This window comes from Roseinatronobacter sp. (assembly GCF_051859525.1).
Lineage (GTDB): Bacteria > Pseudomonadota > Alphaproteobacteria > Rhodobacterales > Rhodobacteraceae > Roseinatronobacter.
On the sequence record NZ_JBHYFM010000001.1, the window covers coordinates 583,889 to 604,979 of the forward strand.

24 protein-coding genes are annotated in these 21,091 nt (G+C 60.6%); 19 read left to right on the plus strand and 5 right to left on the minus strand.

The window, feature by feature from the left end; all coding sequences use genetic code 11:
- Positions 1-3: 3 nt before the first annotated feature.
- Genes ACTIE1_RS02890 through gluQRS form a run of 3 tightly spaced genes read left to right on the plus strand, consistent with a single transcriptional unit; the run spans position 4 to position 2,319 of the window.
- On the plus strand, positions 4-135 hold the full coding sequence (locus ACTIE1_RS02890) for a hypothetical protein (protein ID WP_439559871.1): 132 nt from the start codon (positions 4-6) through the stop codon (positions 133-135).
- Positions 132-1,481, plus strand: coding sequence for a methylenetetrahydrofolate--tRNA-(uracil(54)-C(5))-methyltransferase (FADH(2)-oxidizing) TrmFO (gene trmFO / locus ACTIE1_RS02895; protein ID WP_439559870.1), 1,350 nt, complete (start codon positions 132-134; stop codon positions 1,479-1,481). The genes ACTIE1_RS02890 and trmFO overlap by 4 nt, the downstream gene beginning before the upstream one ends.
- A complete protein-coding gene (gluQRS, locus tag ACTIE1_RS02900; protein ID WP_439563248.1) occupies positions 1,471-2,319 on the plus strand; it encodes a tRNA glutamyl-Q(34) synthetase GluQRS in 849 nt (282 codons plus the stop codon). The genes trmFO and gluQRS overlap by 11 nt, the downstream gene beginning before the upstream one ends.
- Here the strand turns inward: gluQRS and hisI are convergent.
- The gene (gene hisI / locus ACTIE1_RS02905) at positions 2,309-2,671 is read right to left on the minus strand and encodes a phosphoribosyl-AMP cyclohydrolase (protein WP_439559868.1); all 363 of its coding nucleotides are present in this window, start codon (positions 2,669-2,671) and stop codon (positions 2,309-2,311) included. The two genes, gluQRS and hisI, sit on opposite strands and share 11 nt — an antisense overlap.
- Positions 2,672-2,733: 62 nt before the next feature.
- Between hisI and ACTIE1_RS02910 the strand changes: the two genes are divergently transcribed.
- From ACTIE1_RS02910 to ACTIE1_RS02925, 4 genes are all read left to right on the plus strand, one after another.
- Positions 2,734-3,180 carry an iron-sulfur cluster assembly scaffold protein gene (locus tag ACTIE1_RS02910; protein WP_439559867.1) on the plus strand — a complete coding sequence of 149 codons (447 nt, stop codon included), beginning with the start codon at positions 2,734-2,736 and terminating at the stop codon, positions 3,178-3,180.
- Between the two features lie 66 nt (positions 3,181-3,246).
- The gene (locus ACTIE1_RS02915) at positions 3,247-3,744 is read left to right on the plus strand and encodes a GNAT family N-acetyltransferase (RefSeq protein ID WP_439559866.1); all 498 of its coding nucleotides are present in this window, start codon (positions 3,247-3,249) and stop codon (positions 3,742-3,744) included.
- A 53-nt stretch (positions 3,745-3,797) separates the two neighbouring features.
- Positions 3,798-4,481 (plus strand): TerB family tellurite resistance protein, encoded by a 684-nt coding sequence (locus tag ACTIE1_RS02920; RefSeq protein WP_439559865.1) that lies wholly within the window; start codon positions 3,798-3,800, stop codon positions 4,479-4,481.
- A gap of 236 nt (positions 4,482-4,717) precedes the next feature.
- Entirely contained in the window at positions 4,718-5,119 is a 402-nt protein-coding gene (locus tag ACTIE1_RS02925) for an AAA+ family ATPase (protein WP_439559864.1), read from the plus strand.
- Here the strand turns inward: ACTIE1_RS02925 and ACTIE1_RS02930 are convergent.
- Complete coding sequence (locus tag ACTIE1_RS02930; protein WP_439559863.1) at positions 5,059-6,681, minus strand: Ppx/GppA family phosphatase; 1,623 nt, start codon at positions 6,679-6,681, stop codon at positions 5,059-5,061. The genes ACTIE1_RS02925 and ACTIE1_RS02930 overlap by 61 nt on opposite strands.
- Positions 6,682-6,876: 195 nt before the next feature.
- Here ACTIE1_RS02930 and serS point away from each other — a divergent pair, with 195 nt between their 5' ends.
- The 11 genes from serS (at position 6,877) to ACTIE1_RS02985 (ending at position 18,156) form a co-directional block, all read left to right on the plus strand.
- Positions 6,877-8,307 (plus strand): serine--tRNA ligase, encoded by a 1,431-nt coding sequence (gene serS, locus ACTIE1_RS02935; RefSeq protein WP_439559862.1) that lies wholly within the window; start codon positions 6,877-6,879, stop codon positions 8,305-8,307.
- Between the two features lie 159 nt (positions 8,308-8,466).
- A complete protein-coding gene (locus ACTIE1_RS02940) occupies positions 8,467-8,613 on the plus strand; it encodes a hypothetical protein (RefSeq protein ID WP_439559861.1) in 147 nt (48 codons plus the stop codon).
- A 135-nt stretch (positions 8,614-8,748) separates the two neighbouring features.
- Positions 8,749-9,087, plus strand: coding sequence for a TfoX/Sxy family protein (locus ACTIE1_RS02945; protein WP_439559860.1), 339 nt, complete (start codon positions 8,749-8,751; stop codon positions 9,085-9,087).
- 4 nt (positions 9,088-9,091) lie between these two features.
- A complete protein-coding gene (locus ACTIE1_RS02950) occupies positions 9,092-9,607 on the plus strand; it encodes a transglycosylase SLT domain-containing protein (protein WP_439559859.1) in 516 nt (171 codons plus the stop codon).
- 207 nt (positions 9,608-9,814) lie between these two features.
- A complete protein-coding gene (locus ACTIE1_RS02955) occupies positions 9,815-11,794 on the plus strand; it encodes a methylmalonyl-CoA mutase family protein (protein WP_439559858.1) in 1,980 nt (659 codons plus the stop codon).
- A gap of 145 nt (positions 11,795-11,939) precedes the next feature.
- Positions 11,940-12,554: a LysE/ArgO family amino acid transporter gene (locus ACTIE1_RS02960; RefSeq protein ID WP_439559857.1), complete on the plus strand. Its 615-nt coding sequence runs from the start codon at positions 11,940-11,942 to the stop codon at positions 12,552-12,554.
- 89 nt (positions 12,555-12,643) lie between these two features.
- On the plus strand, positions 12,644-14,077 hold the full coding sequence (locus ACTIE1_RS02965; protein ID WP_439559856.1) for an FAD-linked oxidase C-terminal domain-containing protein: 1,434 nt from the start codon (positions 12,644-12,646) through the stop codon (positions 14,075-14,077).
- Positions 14,078-14,182: 105 nt separating this feature from the next.
- Entirely contained in the window at positions 14,183-15,283 is a 1,101-nt protein-coding gene (locus ACTIE1_RS02970) for an FAD-binding protein (RefSeq protein ID WP_439560544.1), read from the plus strand.
- Between the two features lie 11 nt (positions 15,284-15,294).
- Positions 15,295-16,584 (plus strand): glycolate oxidase subunit GlcF, encoded by a 1,290-nt coding sequence (gene glcF / locus ACTIE1_RS02975; RefSeq protein WP_439559855.1) that lies wholly within the window; start codon positions 15,295-15,297, stop codon positions 16,582-16,584.
- A gap of 111 nt (positions 16,585-16,695) precedes the next feature.
- Complete coding sequence (locus tag ACTIE1_RS02980; RefSeq protein ID WP_439559854.1) at positions 16,696-17,529, plus strand: trypsin-like serine peptidase; 834 nt, start codon at positions 16,696-16,698, stop codon at positions 17,527-17,529.
- Positions 17,530-17,697: 168 nt separating this feature from the next.
- Positions 17,698-18,156, plus strand: coding sequence for an Hsp20 family protein (locus ACTIE1_RS02985; protein WP_439559853.1), 459 nt, complete (start codon positions 17,698-17,700; stop codon positions 18,154-18,156).
- Positions 18,157-18,291: 135 nt separating this feature from the next.
- On the opposite strand, the gene ACTIE1_RS02990 is transcribed toward ACTIE1_RS02985, so the two are convergent.
- From ACTIE1_RS02990 to ACTIE1_RS03000, 3 genes are all read right to left on the minus strand, one after another.
- Positions 18,292-18,441 (minus strand): hypothetical protein, encoded by a 150-nt coding sequence (locus ACTIE1_RS02990; protein ID WP_439559852.1) that lies wholly within the window; start codon positions 18,439-18,441, stop codon positions 18,292-18,294.
- 112 nt (positions 18,442-18,553) lie between these two features.
- Positions 18,554-18,961, minus strand: a complete 408-nt coding sequence (locus ACTIE1_RS02995) for a VOC family protein (RefSeq protein ID WP_439559851.1) — start codon at positions 18,959-18,961, stop codon at positions 18,554-18,556.
- A gap of 1 nt (position 18,962) precedes the next feature.
- A complete protein-coding gene (locus ACTIE1_RS03000; protein ID WP_439559850.1) occupies positions 18,963-20,444 on the minus strand; it encodes a replicative DNA helicase in 1,482 nt (493 codons plus the stop codon).
- A 243-nt stretch (positions 20,445-20,687) separates the two neighbouring features.
- Here ACTIE1_RS03000 and ACTIE1_RS03005 point away from each other — a divergent pair.
- A partial coding sequence (locus tag ACTIE1_RS03005; RefSeq protein WP_439563249.1) for an ATP phosphoribosyltransferase regulatory subunit occupies positions 20,688-21,091 on the plus strand: 404 nt, incomplete at its 3' end.

Genomic DNA, 21,091 nt, shown 5'->3' on the forward strand with positions numbered 1-21,091 from the left:
TTGATGCGCTGCAATGCCCGTTCGGGCACGCACCTGCCGTCCCGCCTGATTGAGCGCGGCACGGATTGGGGATTTGCCAAACCGGTGCAGGACGACTATCTGGGGCAGTGCAACATGAAGGGGTTGGCAAGATGACGCAATTGCATATCGTCGGCGGCGGCATGGCCGGATCAGAGGCCGCATGGCAGGCCGCAAGGCTGGGCGTGCAGGTCGTCATCCACGAAATGCGCCCGCAAACCGGCACATTCGCCCACCAGACCGAATATCTGGCGGAAATGGTGTGTTCCAATTCTTTCCGTTCGGATGATGATGAACAAAATGCGGTCGGCCTGTTGCATTGGGAAATGCGGGCCGCAGGCGGCTTGATCATGGACATGGCAGACCGTCACGCCCTGCCGGCTGGCGGCGCATTGGCGGTTGACCGCGATGCATTCGCGCAGGCTGTCACCGAAAAACTGCTGGCGCACCCCAATATCCGGCTGGAACGCGGCGAGGTGAACACCTTGCCCGATCAGGGGCAGTGGATCATTGCGACCGGCCCGCTGACCTCTGGTGCGCTGGCCGAAGCGATTGCGCAGGAAACCGGCGCGACGGCGCTTGCGTTCTTTGACGCGATTGCGCCCATTGTCTATTTCGACACGATTGATCTGTCCAAGGCGTGGTTCCAGTCCCGCTATGACAAAGGCGAGACAGAGGAGGAACGCACGGCCTATCTGAACTGCCCGATGGACCGTGACCAGTATGAAGCGTTTATTGACGCGCTTCTGGCCGCCGACAAGACGGAATTCCACGAAGGCGAGACCGCGCAGTATTTCGACGGCTGCCTGCCGATCGAGGTGATGGCGGAACGCGGGCGTGAAACACTGCGCCATGGCCCGATGAAGCCCGTGGGCCTGACAAACCCGCATGCGCCCGACAAAAAACCCTATGCGGTTGTGCAACTGCGCCGCGACAATGCCCTGGGCACGCTTTTCAATATCGTGGGCTTTCAAACAAAGATGAAGTATGGCGCACAAGCTGCTGTTTTCAAGTCAATTCCGGGGTTAGAAGGGGCGTCCTTTGCGCGCCTTGGCGGGATTCACCGCAACACCTTCCTGAATTCGCCGACCTTGCTGGATGACCAGCTTCGCCTGCGTTCACGCCCGAATATCCGTTTTGCGGGCCAGATTACGGGTGTCGAAGGGTATGTCGAATCTGCGGCAATGGGGCTGTTGGCGGGGCGGCTGGCGGCGGGCGAATTGCTGGGCCAGTATGTTGCCCCGCCGCCGCGTGACACGGCGATGGGGGCGTTGGTGCATCATATCACCGGCGGGGCCGAGGCCAAGACTTTCCAGCCGATGAATGTGAATTTCGGGCTGTTCCCGCCGATTGACGCCAAGGGCGGGCGGCGCGGGCGGCGTGACCGCTACAAGGCCTATACCGACCGCGCGAAACTGGCCTTCTCGGATTGGCTGGCAGGCCAGAAACGCGATGCCGCCTGAAAGGCGGATCACCCGTTTCGCGCCGTCGCCCACAGGGCCGCTGCATCTTGGGCATGCCTACTCGGCGCTGGTCGCCGCATGGCGCGGTCAGCAGGGGCAGTTCCTGCTGCGTATCGAAGATATTGACGGCGCCCGTTGCAAGCCCGCATTCGAGGCGCAGATTTACGACGATTTGCGCTGGTTGGGGCTGGACTGGCCCGTACCGGTCATGCGCCAATCGGACCGCATGCCCGCTTACCGCGCGGCGCTGCAACGGCTGGCAGGTCTGGGTGTCGTCTACCCGTGCCAGTGCACACGCGGGGACATCCGCGCAGCGTTGTCCGCGCCACAAGAAGGGGCGCATGTTATCGGGCCTGACGGGCTGGTTTACCCCGGAAGATGCCGCGGGCGGGACATGGCGCAGGCGGGCCCGAATGATGCATTGCGTCTGGATATGCGCCGCGCACTGGCACTGACGGGGCGGGTTTCGTTTGTCGAGAATGGCCCCCTGCATGGCGGGCACCACAGCCCCGACCCCGATGAAATGATTGCCAGTATCGGGGATGTGGTGTTGTCGCGGCGCGACATGGGGACCAGCTACCACCTGTCGGTTGTTGTTGATGACGCGGCGCAGGCAATCACCGAGGTGACACGCGGTGCCGACCTGTTTGAGGCAACCGCCATTCACGCCTTGCTTCAGGCGTTACTGGAGCTTCCGCGCCCAAGTTATTGGCATCACGACCTTATCCGCGATGAGAAGGGCAAGCGGCTGGCCAAGCGCGATGATGCACGCGCCATTGCCGCCTACCGTGCGGCAGGGGCAAGCCCTGCCGATATTCGCGCAATGCTCAATCTGTGATCGGGGCCATCAATTCAATTTCCGCACCATCGCGCACCGCCGTATAGAAACAGCTTTTGCGGTTGGTGTGGCAGGCCGGGCCGGTCTGGTCCACCATGACCAGCAGGCAATCGCGGTCGCAGTCCAGCCGGAAATCGACCAGTTTTTGAACATGCCCAGACGTTTCGCCCTTGATCCAGAATGACTGGCGAGAGCGTGACCAATACGTCACGCGGCCGGTTTGCAGCGTTTGGGCGACCGCATCTGCATTCATCCATGCCATCATCAGCACCTGACCGGTTTCATGATCCTGCGCGATAACCGGGATAAGTCCATTATCATCATATGTTAGGGTTTGCGGATCGAATATCATGGGCTATGTCCTGTGTTGGGCGGCCTAGGCATAGCCTGACACAGCACAAAGGAAAACCCGTCTTGAACGACAATGCAGACCTGATCAAACTGTATTCCGGCCGAATTCTGGCACTGGCAACCGATATTCCGCATCACACGCGGCTGGATGGGCCGCAAGCCAGCGTCAAGCGGCGCTCGCCGCTTTGCGGGTCAACAGTGACGGTTGATCTGGATATGACGGACGGGCGCGTCAGCCGTTTCGGGCAGGACGTGAAAGCCTGCGCATTGGGGCAGGCGGCGGCGGCGGTTCTGGGGCAGACGGTGCTGGGGCGCAGTGCGCAGGAACTGGCGGTTGCGCGTGACCAGCTGCGCGCAATGCTGCAACATGACGGGCCGGTGCCGGATGCCCCTTTTGACGGGTATGAGGTGCTGCAACCCGCACGCGAATACCGCAATCGCCATGCCTCGATCCTGCTGGCGATCGAGGCTGCTAGTGAAGCTGCGGAAACACTGACCCGACAAGAATAGAAGTCCCTTGACGTTGAGGGCCGCGCAGCGCATTCCCTCGGGTGTTTTGACCGAACAGGCACCAAGATGAGTAAGTCAGCCTTGCGCGATGCGACCGAGGGGGATGCCGGTCGTATCTGCGATATCTGGAACCCGATCATTCGCGACACCGTCGTCACGTTCAACCCTGTGGAACGCAGCCCTGCCGAAGTCGCCTCCATGATTCGCGACCGGCAGGGGGCGGGCCATGCCTTTTTGGTGGCGGAACAGGGCGGGCAGGTGCTGGGCTTTGCCAGTTATGCGCAATTTCGCGGCGGTTTGGGTTATGCACACAGCATGGAACACACGATCAACCTGCATGATACTGCACGCGGCCACGGGGTCGGGCGCGCGCTGTTGCTGGCACTGGAGGATCACGCGCGCCGTGCGGGCCATCATGTTATGGTGGGCGCTGTCACCGGATCAAATACGGCCAGCATCGCGTTTCATACTGCACTGGGCTATCAGATCGTTGGCACAATGCCGCAGGTCGGCTGGAAATTCGGGCAATTCCACAATTTGGTGCTGATGCAGAAAATTCTGTGACATGTGGCGTTTCGCCTGCTGCATTTCCCCCGCCGCCCTGCTAGCTTTCGGGCATGTCGATCTGGTTACGCATTGCCGAGGCGCTGAAAGCGCTGCGCAAGGGGGAAAGCCTTAGCGCGGTTTTTGACCGTTTGCGCAGCGCGCCTGAACGCAGCGTGGCCTTCACCATTGCCGTCATTGCCCTTGGGGCAAAGCTGGCCAAGGCAGACGGGCAGGTCACGCGCGGCGAAGTCGCGGCCTTCCGGCGGGTTTTCATCATCGCGCCCGAAGAAGAAGCCAACGCCGCGCGCGTGTTCAATCTGGCGCGGCAGGATGTGGCAGGGTTTGACCTGTATGCGCGCAAGATCGCAAGCATGTTCCCGCCGCGCGACCCCGTGCTGATGGATTTGATGGAAGGACTGTTCGAGGTGGCAATGTCGGATGGCAGCTTCCATCCTGCCGAGGAAGAGTTCCTGTCTCAGGTCGCGCAGATTTTCGGCCTGTCTGAACGGTGTTTCCGGTGCCTGCGCGCGCGCTATGTCGGCGATGTCGCGCCTGATCCCTATGACGTGCTGGAAGTCGCGCCTGATGCGCCACTGGATGACATTCGCCGCATTTACAGGCAAGCGGTTCGGGATACACATCCCGACCGTATGGCGGCGCGCGGTGTCCCTCCGGAGGCCGTGAAACTGGCCGAACACCGGCTGCGCGACCTGAACCGTGCATGGGAAGAAATCCGCACCAGCCACGCGGCATAGCCTTGATGTGACCGGCGTGAAAAATGGGGTTGGCGGTGAGTCTGGTCTGAAATAGCCGTCGGGGGCAATACCCCAGTGCGGGACAAGGCCGCAGGTGGCCCGCACCATCGGCGGGCCGTCCCGCGGCCCACCGATAGTGCGCGCTTTATCCAAGTTCTAGCTTCCCCTTCTGCCCGAAACCCGCGCCCCGTAAGTCGCGCACACCCCCGTCATCAGCGCTGGCCGCAAGCCGCCGGATGCGCTATGCTTTGCAGATGCGCGCAATCCTTGTCCTACCGCTTTGCTTGTGTCTGGCCCTTGGGTCGCCGGTTTCGGCCGAAGGGCCTGACGGCACGCGCGATACCGAACAGCAGGACGGGATTTTCGGCCTGTTGGACCGGCTTTTGCGCGGGTTCATGGATGATATGGACCCGCATATGCGCCAGATGGAACGCAGTCTTGAAATGGCCGAACCCGAATTGCGCCGCCTGTTGGGCCAGTTGCGCGACATGGTGGAATATGATCCCCCCGAGATCCTGCCCAATGGCGATATTCTGATCCGGCGCAGACAGTCCACACCGGACCCTGATGCCGAGGGTCAGGCTGATCCCGCGCCCCCGGACAGTGCGGATGACGCACCATCACCTTTTGAGCTGTAGCTGCGGCGAACGCGAACCTTGGCTTCCGCATCCAGTTGTTGTGCGAAGGAATGAAAACGCTGCTCGGCGACTTCGGTAAACAGCGCTTGCATATCACGCTCCAGCACCAGTTCCAGAACATGCTTTTTCGGGAAATAGCGCAACTCGCCCGCGTTTTCTGGCCCGTTCATTGAAAACATGGACCCAAATCTCAACGCGCGGCCCAACATCTTGGCCTCTGCCAGATCCTTGGCAGACAACAGTCCGGCAATTTCCTTGATGCGCGGACGCATGCCGTTTGTCTTGTAGCGATACATCAACGCGATGCCCAGATACACACGCCCCTGATGGTCCAGCCCGCCCAGATTGGCGCGTGTCGATGTGTCGAAACAGGCATCGGCACGGTAGTCGGGATGCGCCCGCCAGTTCACATCATGCAACAAACAGGCGGCGCGGATCAGGCGCAAGCGCCCCTCGGGGCGGTTGCGATACAGCGGCAGCAGGAAATTATACAGCTTCTTGCCAAATCCCGGCAGGCGCGCGCTGGCGTGCTCCATGAAATGGCATGCCTCGATCAGCGGATCGCGCGCGCGCAGGGCATCGGGCATCTGTTCATACAATATCCCTTCGCGGATACCATAGCTGGACACGCAAATAAGCTGCGGGCTGAACACATGGACCAACTGGCGCAAGACCTGTGCGGCCAGCGGCACAAGCGACATACGCTCGGCTGAAATACCGGTGCGGGCGCGCAGATCCGCCATGTCCTGACCGGCAATCCAGTCGATGGTCTTGCGCACGGATTTGGGCGTCATGGTATATTCGTGCAAAACCTTCAACGGATAGCCGCGCCGTTCCATATCCAGCCGCGCGATTGCCCGCCATGACCCCCCCACCAGATACAGCGCGTCATGGTGGTTGCCAACCTGATCGCGCAGGGATTTCAGGATCGCGCTGATATGCTGGCGCAAGCCCCGTTTGCCGCCTGCGACCTGTTGCAACCGGAACGGGCCAAGCGGGGATGTCACGGTCTGATGCACCTGCCGGTCGCCAATGACCGCCAGTTCCATGGACGAACCGCCAATGTCGCACACCAGCCCCTTTGCCTCTGGCCAGCCCGTCAGCACGCCTTGCGCCGACAGGCGCGCTTCTTCCGCGCCGTCAATCACGCGCATGCGCAAACCGGTTTCCTGTTCGATCAGGGCCTGGAATTCGGGGCCGTCCTCGGCCTCTCGCATGGCGGCGGTGGCGACCATACTCAGGTTCGTCATATCCATGCCTTGCGCAAGCAAGGCGAACCGCTTGAGGGTGGATAACGCGCGTTCGCGCCCTTCGGGGTTCAGCTGTCCAGTGGTGACAAGCCCCTTGCCCAGCCCGCACAGCACCTTTTCGTTGAAAAAATACGCAGGAGAGCGCGCGGCACCGTCAAACACCACCAACCGGACAGAGTTTGACCCCACATCGATAACGCCAACCTGTGACAGGGCGCGGGCAGACGGGTCTGAAAATACCGGATTATCGAAAAATCCCGCCTTGGCGGGGGGGGCGTCGTCCGTTTCAGGGACGCGCGAATTGCCATCCATGCGGCAGCTCCTGTCTGGCACAATCTGACCCCAGTTTACCCGAGCGTGATGCGCGCGGTCAATCACGCAGATGCCGCAAGGGCTGTGACATTTTTTGCAGCCCCTACCACTTGACGGCAGTATGGGCCATAAACGCGCAGGCGCGCCGCGATTCCCGCGCGCCTTTCACGCCGCACGAATGAATTGAGAGAGAGTATGCACGACATCCGCGCCATCCGAGAGAACCCAGCCGCCTTTGATGCAGCCTTTGCCCGTCGCGGGATGGATGCGCAATCCGGCCGCATTCTGGAGATTGATCAGGCACGCCGCGCGGCAATCTCGGCTGTGGAAACCGCCAAGGCGGCGCAGAACGCAGCGTCCAAACAGGTGGGTGCCGCCAAGGCCAAGGGGGACGAGGCCGAATTTGAACGCCTGCGCGCGCTGGTTGCTGACAAGAAGGCCGAAATCGCCGCGCTGGAGGATCAGGCGCGCGTGGCCGATGCCGAATTGACGGCGCTGCTGGAAACCCTGCCAAACCTGCCCTTGGACGATGTGCCCGATGGTGCCGATGAAGCCGACAACGTGGAATTGAAAAAATGGGGCACACCGCGAGATTTCGATTTCCAGCCGCAGGAGCATTACCAGATAGCAGGTGTTGCCCCGAATATGGATTTTGCCACTGCGGCCAAATTGTCGGGGTCGCGTTTTGTTGTGCTGCGCGGGGCCGTGGCGCGGGTGCACCGCGCGCTTGCGCAGTTCATGACCGACCTGCATGTAGACCACCACGCCCTGACCGAGGTGAACAGCCCCGTTCTGGTGCGCGATGACGCGATGTATGGCACGGGTCAATTGCCGAAATTTGGTGCGGATCTGTTTTTCGGAGCCTCTCTAAATAGCCGTGCAAAGCAAGGCGAAGATGTTCTCGAAAAGTATTCTCGAGAGGAGGATATCGAGGCGATTAAATCTGGAAAGAAAAGCCTTGCCGCTGTGGTTGGAGAGGTTTTCGAGAGAGCGCCCACACATGAAGACTATTGGCTGATTCCTACATCTGAGGTTACGCTGACGAATACTGTTGCAGGCGAAATTCTGGACGGCACAGCGCTGCCGTTGCGATTCTGCGCGCATACGCTGTGTTTCCGGTCCGAGGCGGGCAGTGCGGGCAAGGACACTACGGGCATGCTGCGCCAGCACCAGTTTGAAAAGGTCGAAATGGTATCGATCACCCACCCTGCTGACTCTCTGGCCGAACATGACCGCATGACCCGCTGCGCCGAGGCTGTGCTGGAAGCGCTGGAATTGCCCTACAGGCGCATTGTGCTATGCACAGGTGATCTGGGCTTTGGCGCGCAGAAAACCCATGACATCGAAGTCTGGGTGCCGGGGCAGGCCACATATCGCGAAATTTCCAGCGTGTCGGTTTGCGGTGATTTTCAGGCGCGGCGCATGAACGCCCGTTTCCGTCCGCAGGACGGCGGCAAGCCGGAATTCGTGCACACGCTGAACGGGTCGGGCGTGGCAGTGGGGCGGTGCCTGATTGCGGTGCTGGAAAACGGCCAGACTGCGGATGGGGGCGTTGACTTGCCCGCAGCGCTGCACCCGTATCTGGGCGGTCGGACGCGCATTGCCCCAACGGGTGAACTGGTCTGATTGCACGCCTGAGGATGCGTGTTTGTGCTGTTGCGCGATGGCATCAGTCGCGGCGCTGGTTGCGCTAACGCCGCGATATGCACGCCTGAATGCCCGAATTTGGCCAGTTTTGTCCCGCCAAATCGACCGCATGTGCATTTTTGTAAAGGATTAAGTGTCATGCGTTCAACAACTTCCCCGATCCCGACCCAACCGAAGCGTCCGGGCATGGCCCCCGGCCTTAGTGCCGACATGCGTCCCGGCCATCCGCGCAACGCGGCCGCGCAAAAGCCGGTCACACGGTTTACGGATTGGGCGCTGATCTGAATTTTCTGGCCGGTTCCCGCCTATGCGGGTCCGATACCGGCGTATCCATGCGCAAAGATGCTTTGCGCAGGCGCAAGGGTTTGTTAATGACGTACAGGATGTGACCCGACGGGCACGCGGAACATAACCCTTACCATGCCAACGCCGATTTCATCGATACGCAACCTTGGCCCCGCGATGGAGGCCTCTTTTGCGCGTGTGGGTATTCACTCTGCCGAGGATCTGCGCGAGCTGGGCTGTGACGCGGCCTATGCGGCGCTGTTGCAATCGGGCGTGCGTCCGCATTTCATCGCTTATTATGTGTTGGAAATGGGGCTGCAAGGCCGCCCGTGGAACGATTGCAAGGGCGATGAAAAGCGCCGCCTGCGCGCGCGGTTCGACGCCCTGAAAGAACAACATTGCCCGAAATCCCTGCCGATTGATGCCGCGCTTGACGCGTTGGGTGTCATTCCAGCCCCCTTAAGACAGGATTGATCCCATGCCGCGTATTTTTCTGATCTTCGGTGTTGCGCTTGCCTTGGCAGCCTGCGGAAACTCCAGCCCCGATGCATCGCGGGCCATGGGCCCAAGCGCAACCCTTTATCCGGGGGAAACACCGCAAATGCGCGCATTGGTGCGCCAGTATGCGGCCAAGCACGAGATTCCCGAAGCCCTGTTGCACCGCGTCATCCAGCGCGAAAGCGATTACCGCCCGCATGCCCGCAATGGTCCGTATTGGGGGCTGATGCAAATCCTGCCGCAAACCGCCCGCCAGATGGGGTTTCGAGGAGAGCCGGAAGACCTGCTGGATGCCGAAGTGAACCTTAAATACGCAGGCCGCTATCTGAAGGGTGCATGGCTGGTGTCGAATGGTGATATTGACCGCGCGGTCATGTGGTATGCGCGCGGCTACTATTACGAAGCGCGCGACCGTTGTTTGCTGGTTGCGACCGGATTGCGCGCGCGCGAAGTCCGCCGCGATTGCCCGTCACGTCAGGCAGCCGACCGCACATAGCGACTGATTATCTGAACATCGCAACAGCCTGACAGACCGTATGAACATGCGTTCATTGCGGTCTTTGCTGTTGTGCCCTTTGCAAATTGCCGCGTTGCAGCGATTCATGCTTGACATTATCTTGCGCTTAAATCATCCGTTTGGGTAAGAAAGTTGCGCGCCCCTTTGCGCGCCTGCGCTGAACCAGACCCGACCAAAGGTGCCAAGATGACCGATACTGCAACCGGACCCGCAAAAGACAAGCCGTGGCTGTTTCGCACCTATGCAGGCCATTCCACGGCCAAAGCGTCGAACGCGCTGTATCGCATGAACCTGTCCAAGGGGCAGACGGGGCTTTCGGTGGCCTTCGATCTGCCCACGCAAACAGGCTATGACAGTGACCATGAACTGGCGCGCGGAGAGGTGGGCAAGGTTGGCGTGCCGGTCTGCCATCTGGGCGATATGCGCATGCTGTTCGACCAGATCCCGCTGGAGCAGATGAACACATCCATGACGATAAACGCGACTGCACCTTGGTTGCTGGCGCTGTATATTGCCGCAGCGCAGGAACAGGGCGCGGATATTTCCAAACTGAATGGCACGGTGCAAAATGACCTGATCAAGGAATATCTGTCGCGCGGCACCTATATCTGCCCGCCCGAACCATCCTTGCGCATGATCACCGATGTCGCGGCCTATACGCGTGAACATTTGCCCAAATGGAACCCCATGAATGTGTGTTCCTATCACTTGCAGGAAGCGGGGGCGACACCGCAGCAGGAACTGGCCTTTGCGCTGGCCACGGCCTGCGCGGTGCTGGATGATCTGAAAACCAAAGTCCCGGCCGAGCATTTCCCCACCATGGTCGGGCGCATCAGCTTCTTCGTGAATGCGGGCATCCGGTTTGTCACCGAAATGTGCAAGATGCGCGCCTTTGTCGAATTGTGGGACGAGATTTGCCGCATCCGATACGGGGTCGAGGATGCGAAATACCGCCGTTTCCGCTATGGTGTGCAGGTCAACAGCCTTGGGCTGACCGAACAGCAGCCTGAAAACAATGTCTACCGCATCCTGATCGAAGCGCTGGCCGTGACGCTGTCGAAAAATGCGCGCGCGCGTGCGCTGCAACTGCCGGCATGGAACGAAGCACTTGGCCTGCCGCGCCCGTGGGACCAGCAATGGTCGTTGCGGATGCAGCAAATTCTGGCGTTCGAGACCGACCTTCTGGAATATGACGACCTGTTCGACAACAACCCCGCTGTGGACCGCAAGGTGGCGCAACTGGTGGCTGGCGCGCGCGAGGAACTGGCGCGCATTGATGATATGGGCGGCGCGGTCAAGGCAATCGACTACATGAAATCGCGTCTGGTGGAGTCGAACGCCGAGCGCATTGCGGGCATTGAAAGCGGTGCAACTGTGGTGGTGGGCGTCAATAAATTCACCACGACAGAACCCTCGCCCCTGACGACGGGCGAAGGGGCGATCATGGTATGCGACCCTGCCGCCGAGGCCGACCAGATCGCGCGGTTGCACGCATGGCGCGCAGCAAGGGATGAGGGGGCAGTGCGCGCCGCACTGGATGATTTGCGTGCAGCAGCACGTTCCGGCGCCAATGTCATGCCCGCCTCGATCGCGGCGGCCAGGGCGGGGGCCACAACCGGCGAATGGGGCGAGACAGTGCGCGCGGCCTTTGGCCAGTACCGCGCGCCAACAGGTGTAAGCCGCGCCATGTCGAACCGCACCGAAGGTCTGGACCCCGTGCGCGACGCGGTCGACGCGGTCAGCAGCAAATTGGGGCGGCGGTTGAAATTCGTGGTGGGCAAGCCGGGTCTGGACGGGCATTCCAACGGGGCCGAACAGATTGCCGCGCGCGCGCGCGATTGCGGCATGGACATTCATTACGAAGGCATCCGCCTGACCCCCGCCGAAATTGTCGCGGCCGTGCGCGATGAGGATGCGCATGTTGTGGGCCTGTCCATCCTGTCAGGGTCGCATATGCCGCTGATGGAAGAATTGATGGACCTGATGCAGGCCGAAGGGCTGGGACATGTGCCGGTTATTGTCGGCGGGATCATTCCCGACGACGACGCGGCGCGCCTGCGTGCCATGGGAATCGCACAGGTCTATACGCCCAAGGATTTCCAGTTGAACCGTATCATGATGGATATCGTTGCACTGGTAGACCCGACGCCCATCGCGGCCGAATAGATCTATCTGCAAAAGGGTGCCGCCCTTGGGGGGATTGACCCCCCTGCGGACGGCATTGCCATGGCTGCGCTGCGGCCTGTTTCTGCTTGAACACAGCGTTGTGATATCCGATAGCGCGCTATGGTCGCGTAACTCGGGGGGAAACATGATTGCGGGCGTCGTTGCGGGGTTCTTTTCAGGGTTGGCATTGATCGCGGCCATAGGGGCGCAGAACGCATTTGTGTTGCGTCAGGGGCTGCGGCGCGAGCATGTGGGCGTTGTGGTACTGATTTGCGCCGTATCGGATGCCGTTCTGGTGGCGCTTGGTGTTGCAGGGGCACAGTTGATTGCCACGGCACTGCCAGGCTTCCAGCTGGTTATGTTATGGGGTGGCGTGGCGTTTTTGACGGTGTACGGGGCTTTGCGGTTCCGCGCGGCCCTGCGCGGCGGTGAAGCGTTGCAACCTGCAAAAACCGACCGTGTGCCTTTGGCGCGGGTTGTTATGGTCTGTCTGGCTTTGACGTGGTTAAACCCGCATGTCTATCTGGACACAGTCGCATTGCTGGGCGCGCTTTCGCTGCAATACGCGCCATGGCAATGGGCGTTCGGGGCAGGGGCCATCACGGCCTCCTTCGTGTTTTTCGCGGCATTGGGATATGGGGCGCGGCTGCTGGCGCCGGTTCTGGCCCGCCCGAAAGCATGGGTTGTTCTGGAACTGCTGATCGGTGCCATCATGTGGGGCATTGCCGCAAAACTGGTGCTGCGGGCTATTGCCTTGTGACATGAGGGTGGTTCCAAACGGTCGAATCCTCTTGCATTTGCAAAATTGGTAACAATACATTACCAATACAAGCGGGAGGAGGTGGTGTCATGGAAATGCCGGAACCGAATGAGGCGATTCTGGGCAAGCGCGCACATGTGTTGTCGCGCCTTCAATCCGCCTTGCCCGCAAATGTGCTTATCACCGACGAGGCCGAGCGGCGTGCCTATGAATGCGACGCGTTAACCGCCTATCGCTGCATTCCCATGGCCGTGGCATTGCCCGAAACCACAGCAGATGTCGCAACAATATTGCGTATCTGCCACGAGGAGGGCGTGCCGGTTGTCCCGCGCGGGTCCGGCACATCACTGGCGGGGGGCGCATTGCCAACGCAGGATTCGATTATTCTGGGCGTGGCCCGGTTGCGCGATGTGCTGGAGGTAAACACCAGTGACCGCTATATCCGCGTCCAGACCGGCATTACAAACCTTGCGGTCACCGGCGAGGTGCAATCAGAAGGGTTCTTCTATGCGCCGGACCCAAGCAGCCAGCTGGCCTGTGCGATTGCAGGCAATATCGCGATGAATTCCGGTGGCGCGCATTGCCTGAAATACGGCGTCACCACCAATAACCTGCTGGGCGTCACCATGGTGTTGATGGATGGCACCATTGTCGAGATTGGCGGCCCCTATATGGATGCGGAGGGGCTGGACCTGTTGGGCGTTATCTGCGGATCGGAAGGCCAGCTTGGGGTTGTGACCGAAGCAACCCTGCGCATTCTGCGCCAGCCCGAAGGGGCGCGGCCTGTGCTGATGGGGTTTGACAGCAACGAGGTTGCCGGCGAATGCGTGTCCGATATCATCAAGGCGGGGATTCTGCCGGTGGCCATCGAATTCATGGACCGGCCCTGCATTCGCGCCTGTGAGGATTTCGCCAAGGCAGGATACCCCGATTGCGAGGCCTTGCTGATTGTCGAGGTGGAAGGGTCGGCGGCTGAAATTGACGAGCAGCTGGCGATGATCAAACAGATCGCAATGCGCCACAACCCAGCCGAGTGGCGCGAAAGCGCATCGGCCGAGGAAAGCGCCAAGATATGGCTGGGGCGCAAATCAGCCTTCGGGGCGATGGGGCAGATCAATGACTATATGTGCCTTGATGGGACGATCCCTGTGTCCAGCCTGCCATTGGTGCTGCGCCGGATCGGCGAGATGTCGCGCGATTACGGGCTGGATGTGGCCAATGTATTCCATGCCGGTGACGGCAATATGCACCCGCTGATCCTGTTCGATGCCAATAAGCCTGGTGATCTGGAACGCTGCGAGGCGTTTGGCGCGGATATCCTGAAACTATGTGTCGAGGTGGGCGGATGCCTGACGGGCGAACATGGGGTGGGTATTGAAAAGCGGGATCTGATGGGGGTGCAATATGCGGTCGCGGATATGGAGGCGCAGATGTGCATCAAGGATGTCTTTGACCCGAAATGGCTGTTGAACCCGGCCAAGGTATTTCCGCTTCCGACAAGTGCGTCGCGGCGGGCCGCATGAGGCGAAAAGGGGGCTTTGCCCCCTCTTGGGCCTGTGGCCCAATTCACCCCTTGAGTATTGTTGGCAAGATGAAAGCTGTGTTGCGCAGCCATGGAGGCGGGAGTGATGCGCCCTGAAAATGAAGAAGAGCTGTCGGGTATGGTGCGCGCAGCCGCGTCCCCCCTGCGGATCATGGGCGGGGGGACACGCGATATTGGCAAGCCCCTGACAGGGGCCGCCCTGTCCATGTCCGCAATGTCGGGGATCACGCTGTATGAACCCGGGGCGCTGACCCTGGTGGCGCGTGCAGGAACACCGCTGGCCGATGTGGAGGAGGCGCTTGCCCGTGAGGGGCAGCGGCTGGCCTTCGAGCCGCCGGACATGCGCGCGTTGCTGTCAACGCAGGGCGTGCCAAGTGTGGGCGGTATGGTGGCCGCCAATGCGTCCGGCCCGCGCAGGGTGCAGGCGGGCGCATGTCGCGACAGCCTGATCGGGGTGCGTTTCGTGGACGGGACGGGTGCTGTGATCAAAAATGGTGGCCGGGTGATGAAGAATGTCACGGGCTATGATCTGGTCAAGCTGATGGCGGGCAGTTGGGGCACATTGGGGATATTGACCGAATGTTCCTTCAAGCTGTTGCCGGTGCCTGAAACCCAGGCGACGTTGTGCAGTGCGCCCATGTCCATAGAGGATGCAGGAAAGGTCATGTCTGCTGCTATGGGCACCCCCTATGAGGTGACGGGCGCCGCGCGGACACCTGACGGGCATGTGTATCTGCGCGTCGAGGGGTTCGAGCGGCAGGTCGCCTATCGCTGCGGGCAGTTGCGGGATGTGCTGGGGGGGGCGTGGGATATACTGGATGCGCCTGCAAGTGCAGCGCAATGGCTGGGTATTCGGGATGTGCGCGCGTTTGCAGAATGCACGGGCGATGTGTGGCGCATCTCCCTCCAGCCGTCCGCAGCGCCAGCGGTGCTGGCGCGCGCGGAGTGGCCGGTGATCATGGACTGGGCGGGCGGATTGCTTTGGCTTCTGACGCCGGAAGGGGTGGATTTGCGCGCGCAGTTGGGTGAATTCGCAGGTCATGCGACACTGGTGCGGGGATCGCAGGTGACACGCACGCGCCTAAGCGTGTTCCCCCCGCAAAGCCCGCCACTGGCTGCGATTTCGCAAGGCATACGGCAGAAATTTGATCCGCGCGGGGTGCTGAACCCCGGGTTGACGGGATAGAAGGGCACGCAATGCAGACAAATTTCACGCCTCAGCAATTGCAGGACCCTGCCATTGCGCGTTCCAACGAAGTGCTGCGCGCTTGCGTGCATTGCGGGTTTTGCACGGCAACCTGTCCGACCTATGCGGTGTTGGGGGACGAACTGGACAGCCCGCGCGGGCGGATCTACCTGATCAAGGATATGTTGGAGAAGGGGCGTCCGGCGGATGAAAAGACAGTCAAGCATATCGACCGCTGCCTGTCCTGCCTTGCCTGCATGACCACCTGTCCGTCAGGTGTGCATTACATGCATCTGGTGGATCATGCGCGCGAACATATTGAACGCACTTACACGCGCCCTGTGTCGGACCGGCTGCTGCGTTGGGTGCTGGCGCGGATACTGCCCTATCCCATGCGGTTCAGGCTGGCGTTGCTGGGTGCGAAACTGGGCAGGCCATTTGCGCGGTTGATGCCTGATGCACGGCTGCGCGCCATGTTGGAGATGGCCCCCAAACATATTCCGCCCGTCAGTCGCAATGACGATCCGCAGGTGTTTTCCGCGATTGGCCGCAGAAAGATGCGCGTTGCGCTGATGACCGGCTGTGCGCAGCGCGCGTTGAACACCGATATCAACGACGCCACCATCCGTTTGCTGCGCCGCCTTGGCGCCGAGGTGGTTATCGCGCAGGGGCAGGGGTGTTGCGGCGCGCTGACCCATCACATGGGCAAAACCGCCGAGAGCCACGCGACGGCAGCAAGGAACATTCATGCATGGCATGCGGAATTGCAGGGCGACGGTCTGGATGCGATTGTCATAAATACCAGCGGTTGCGGCACAACGGTCAAGGATTACGGGCATATGTTCCGCAATGATGCATTGGCAGACAAGGCGCATGCTGTGGCGGCAATTGCGATGGATGTGTCCGAGGTGTTGATGAAACTGGACATGCCCGAAACCGCGTCGCGCGGCGTGAAAGTTGCCTATCATGCGGCATGTTCCTTGCAGCATGGCCAGAAGATCAAAACCTTCCCCAAGGAGTTGCTGGCGCGGGCTGGTTTTGATGTGGTGGAACCGCGTGACAGCCACCTGTGTTGCGGCTCTGCGGGGACGTATAATCTGATGCAGCCGGAGCTGTCAAAAGAGCTGAAGTCACGCAAGGTGGCCACGCTGGAAGCGCGTGCGCCTGATGTGATTGCAGCGGGCAATATCGGCTGCATGATGCAGATCGGGTCGGGCACATCGGTGCCGGTGGTCCATACAGTGGAATTGCTGGATTGGGCAAGCGGCGGGCCGAAACCGCGCGCTTTGGCACAGGGCTAGGTTGGGTCATTATTGGCGGGGACAACCGGCGGAGGATACGCGCGGGATTGCCATTTTCTGGCCATGATGGCATGCGATATATCCTGAAGCCCTGAACCAAAGGCCTGTGGAATGCGTATTCTGGCTTCGCTTGCAGCGACCCTTTTTGTCTGGTCCGCGCCCCTTTCGGCGCAATCCGGCGACAGCCCGCTGGAATTGCTGGACAGTGGAATGCAGATTTACGGATGGGAAGGGGTCGGCCGTGTGGATTTCGGGCGCACAGGGTTCTGCACAGGGGCGTTGATCAGTGAAACGCTTGTCCTGACTGCGGCGCATTGCCTGTTTGACCGCCAGACAGGGGCGCGATTCAGGGATCAGGATATTACATTTCGGGCCGGATACCGGAACGGACGCGCCGTTGCAGACGGGCGGGTGCTGCGCAGTGCCATTCATCCGGCCTATGACCGTGCAGGCGGGGTGTCCGCACAGAATATTGCGCATGATCTGGCACTTCTGGAACTGACGCACCCGATGCGGGGTATGGGGGTGGTGGCCTTTGGCGTGCACAGCCAGCCGCGCGCGGGCGAACGGATCGGGGTTGTGTCCTACGGGCGCGACCGCAGCGAAACACCGGCCCTGCAAGAAGCCTGTGATGTGCTGGGGCAGGAACGCGACGGGATTCTGGTCATGTCATGTTCGGTTGATTACGGGTCATCCGGCGCGCCGGTGTTCACACTGGCCGACGGGCAGGCGCGTATTGTGTCTGTCGTATCTGCCAAAGGTGATGCGACCGTTGACGGCCGCGCGGTCGAAGTGTCCTTCGGGGTCACATTGGGGGCGCGGCTGGATGTCTTGCGCGCCGCACTGGCCGAAGGCGACAGGCGTTTCATACGCGCGCCGGATGCCAACACGAACGCACCGCGCGAAATGAGTTCGGGTGGCGGGGCGCGTTTTCTGCGGCCGTGACTGGGCTGCGATAAATTCCCGACAGCGGGGTCTTGAAACCCTGTTTTCTGTTTCCCAAATCTGGGGTGCAACAGGGGCCTGATATGGACCTGTGGCATACTGAAACCGCGCCAGTCCATTGATGGAGGGCGTGTAACACATCATCGCTTCTTGAAACGGAGGATGCCTATGCGTCGATTTGATCCAACCCCGCTTTACCGTGCCAGTATCGGCTTTGACCACATGGCCGACCTGCTGGACCGCGTCATGTCCAGCGACCTGCAAAGCCCGACCTATCCACCCTATAACATAGAGAGCATCAAGGAAAATGCCTATCGCATTTCCGTTGCTGTCGCAGGGTTCAGCGCCGATGACCTGAGTGTCGAGGTCAAGGAAAATGCGCTGTTGATTACAGGGCGCAGTCACGACAACGAAGATTGCCGTCAGTTCCTGCATCGCGGGATTGCCACCCGTGCGTTTGAACGCCGCTTCCATCTGGCCGATCATGTGCGCGTAACGGGTGCCGTGCATCAGGATGGTATGCTGCATATCGATCTGGTGCGCGAATTGCCCGAAGCCCTGAAACCGCGCAAGATTGAAATTCAAGGCGGTGCCCCGCGCCAGATCATGCGCGAGCAGGCAGCCTGACTTCAAATAGTAAAGGGCGCTCGGTAAGAGCGCCCTTTTTACAAGATACTGACGTCACTCGTTACATGCGGCAATAGAACCAAAACTTGAACTTACAAACACATATTCGCCGCGATCATTAAACTGACACCGGGATTATGCAGCCCCCGCCAACTGATACTGTGCCACCCGCGCCGCGCGCCGTGCGCGTTTGGCGCTGCGCGACCATGGAAGCGGGGTATGCGCGGCAGCATCTGCCTGCGTGATGACTGTGCTTATCCAGCGTGTGGCTGCGGTCGCCTGCATGTGTGAACCCTCCGGCAAACGTGAACTCTTAACGTGTTGTTAGGGAATGCCGGTAAAATCGGGCATGACTTGGGCAACGCCGTGATGATTGAAGGGCAGGGCGGGGAATCACCTATATTTCGCAAAATCCGTTCGGCGGTGCATCGCGGTAATGTGCCAGCCGCGACGCAAGATCGCCCAGATGCAGTTCCAGTTTGTGGCCGTCAGGGTCCAGAAAATAAACCGAGTCCCCCTCTGACCGGTTGTCCTTCCACACTCGCGCGCCGCTGGTGATACGCGCGGCCAGCGTTGGAAATTCCGCGCGCGCGCAGGAAAACGCGATATGCGTGTCATCAGCGCTTGCGGCGGTGGGGCCAAGTTCCAGACACAGCCACAGGCTGCCCGCCTCCAGATAGGCCCCGCGCGCCCATTGCGCGCGCACCCTGCACCCCAGCACGTCGCGATAAAACAGCACCGAACGCGACAGGTCGGTGACCACAAGCGTTATGTGGTTTACGCCTGTTACGCCCGCAGGTGCCATGTCAGAACCCGTCACTGCCCTGTTGCCATGGTTTGATAAGGTTGCCGAAACGCGTGAAGCGCCCCTCGAAGGACAGTTCGACTGTCCCGATCGGGCCGTGGCGCTGCTTGCCGATAATACATTCGGCCTTGCCATGCACGGTTTCCATGATTTCCTGCCATTTTGCCATGGCTTCCAGATCATGGTCTGACGGCTTTTCGCGTTCGCGGTAATATTCGTCACGGTAGACGAACATCACCACATCCGCATCCTGTTCAATCGACCCGGATTCGCGCAGGTCCGACAGTTGCGGGCGCTTGTCCTCGCGGCTTTCGACCTGACGCGACAACTGCGACAGCGCGATGACGGGAATGTTCAGTTCCTTGGCAATGGCCTTCAGACCCTGTGTGATCTCCGACACCTCTTGCACGCGGCTTTCCTTGGACGTGCCGCGCAGCAGTTGCAAATAGTCCACCATCAGCACATCCAGCCCATGCGTGCGCTTCAGCCGCCGCGCGCGCGCGGCCACCTGTGCAATCGGCAGGGCGGGCGTGTCGTCGATATAAAGCGGGCAGGCTTCCAGCGATTTGGCAGCCTCGACAAAACGGCGGAATTCTTCCTCGGTCATGTCGCCACGGCGGATCTGTTCGCTGGGCACTTCCGACGCTTCCGACAAAATACGTGCGGCCAGCTGTTCGGCACTCATCTCAAGGCTGTAGAAGCCCACGACACCGCCCTCGACCGCGCCTTCGGACCCGTCCGGTTTTTGCCCGCGTTTATAGGCTTTGGCCACATTGAACGCGATATTCGTCGCCAGCGACGTCTTGCCCATCGACGGGCGACCGGCAAGGATAATCAGGTCCGACGGATGCAGGCCGCCCAGTTTCTTGTCCAGATCGATCAGGCCGGTGGAAATGCCCGCAAGCCCCCCATCGCGCTGATAGGCGGCATTGGCGACATTCACGGCCTCTGTCACGGCCTTCAGGAAACTTTGGAACCCGCGTTCGGCCACGCCTTGTTCTGCCAGTTTATACAGCCGCTGTTCGGCCTCGATGATCTGTTCTTTGGGTTCTGACGCGACATCCATCTGGCTGGCGCGTGCAGATATATCCTGCCCCAGCCGGATCAGGTCGCGCCGCACCGCCAGTTCATAGATCATCTGCGCATAATCGCGCGCCGCATAGGCCGAAATTGCCGCCGCCGCCAGTCGCGCCAGATAGGCAGGGCCGCCCAGTTCGCGCAGACCTTCATCATCTTCCATGAAGGCCTTGATCGTCACCGGACTGGCCAATGCGTTTTTCAGAATGCGCGCAGACGCGATTTCAAAAATGCGCTGATGCACAGGGTCATAGAAATGATCCTGCTTCACCAGCGACGAAATGCGGTCATACACATCATTATTGACCAGTATCGCCCCCAGAAGCTGTTGTTCCGCTTCGATATTATGGGGCATTGTGTCGGGGGGCGCTGTGTCCCCCGACCGGATCGTTGTGATCTCGTTCATGCCTGCTACCGCCGATGTCCATGCTCGTTAGCGCATATCCTAGCAGGATTCGGGCCTGCTGCGCAAATTGTATAAGCCTGTGCATGGCCTGTGGATAAGCGTGATATGGGGGGTGCGCGACGATGCACCGCAATATCTGGGCCATGCAGGGCGGATTTGCCTGCGCGCGGATGACCTGCCCGCTCTTGCCCCTTCGCGCCCCTTGGGCTAAGGCCAAGCCGACCCTGACAGGAGTGTCCGATCATGGCAAAAACCAAAGGCCCCAGACGCCCGAAAGCAGAAACCCCAAAAGGGTTCCGCGACTATTTCGGCAGTGAAGTCACCGCGCGCAAGGCGATGCTGGACAAGATTGCCGGTGTGTATCATCGCTACGGGTTTGATGCGCTGGAAACATCTGCCGTGGAAACGGTCGAGGCTTTGGGCAAGTTCCTGCCCGATGTGGACCGCCCCAATGAAGGGGTGTTCGCATGGGAAGAAGACAGCGACTGGCTGGCGCTGCGCTATGACCTGACAGCGCCGCTGGCCCGTGTCGCCGCGCAATACCGCAATGATTTGCCGACCCCCTACCGCCGCTATGCGATGGGGCCGGTCTGGCGCAATGAAAAGCCCGGTCCGGGGCGGTTCCGGCAGTTTTATCAATGCGATGC